This is a genomic window from Belnapia mucosa, assembly GCF_016775475.1.
Lineage (GTDB): Bacteria > Pseudomonadota > Alphaproteobacteria > Acetobacterales > Acetobacteraceae > Belnapia > Belnapia mucosa.
Window position 1 is genome coordinate 1 of sequence record NZ_JAEUXJ010000128.1, and the last position, 254, is coordinate 254.

The following is a 254-nucleotide window of genomic DNA, read 5'->3' on the forward strand; positions in this document are numbered from 1 at the left end:
TGCTGCGCGATCACGCCGTCGAAGGCCTTCACGTACTCGAGCGCGCGGCGCATGATCAGCGGATCCCACACGCAGAAGCCGTCGTCGCTGAAGACGCGCACCTTGGCGCGCGAGGAGGCCATCGCGCCGAGCTCGGCGAGGCGCTCGCCCTTCTGGCCGATGGTGACGGCACCGATCGGCTGCACGGTGGCGTAGCCGGCCGCTTCGCCGAGCGCGAGCTCCTGCTCGACGACGCCGGCGGTGTCTGCGACGGG

At 71.7% G+C, this 254-nt stretch carries 1 pseudogene; it reads right to left on the reverse strand.

Features of this window, described 5'->3' with window-relative positions:
• Positions 1 to 254 (reverse strand): annotated as a pseudogene (locus JMJ55_RS30645) (hypothetical protein); the annotation flags it as partial.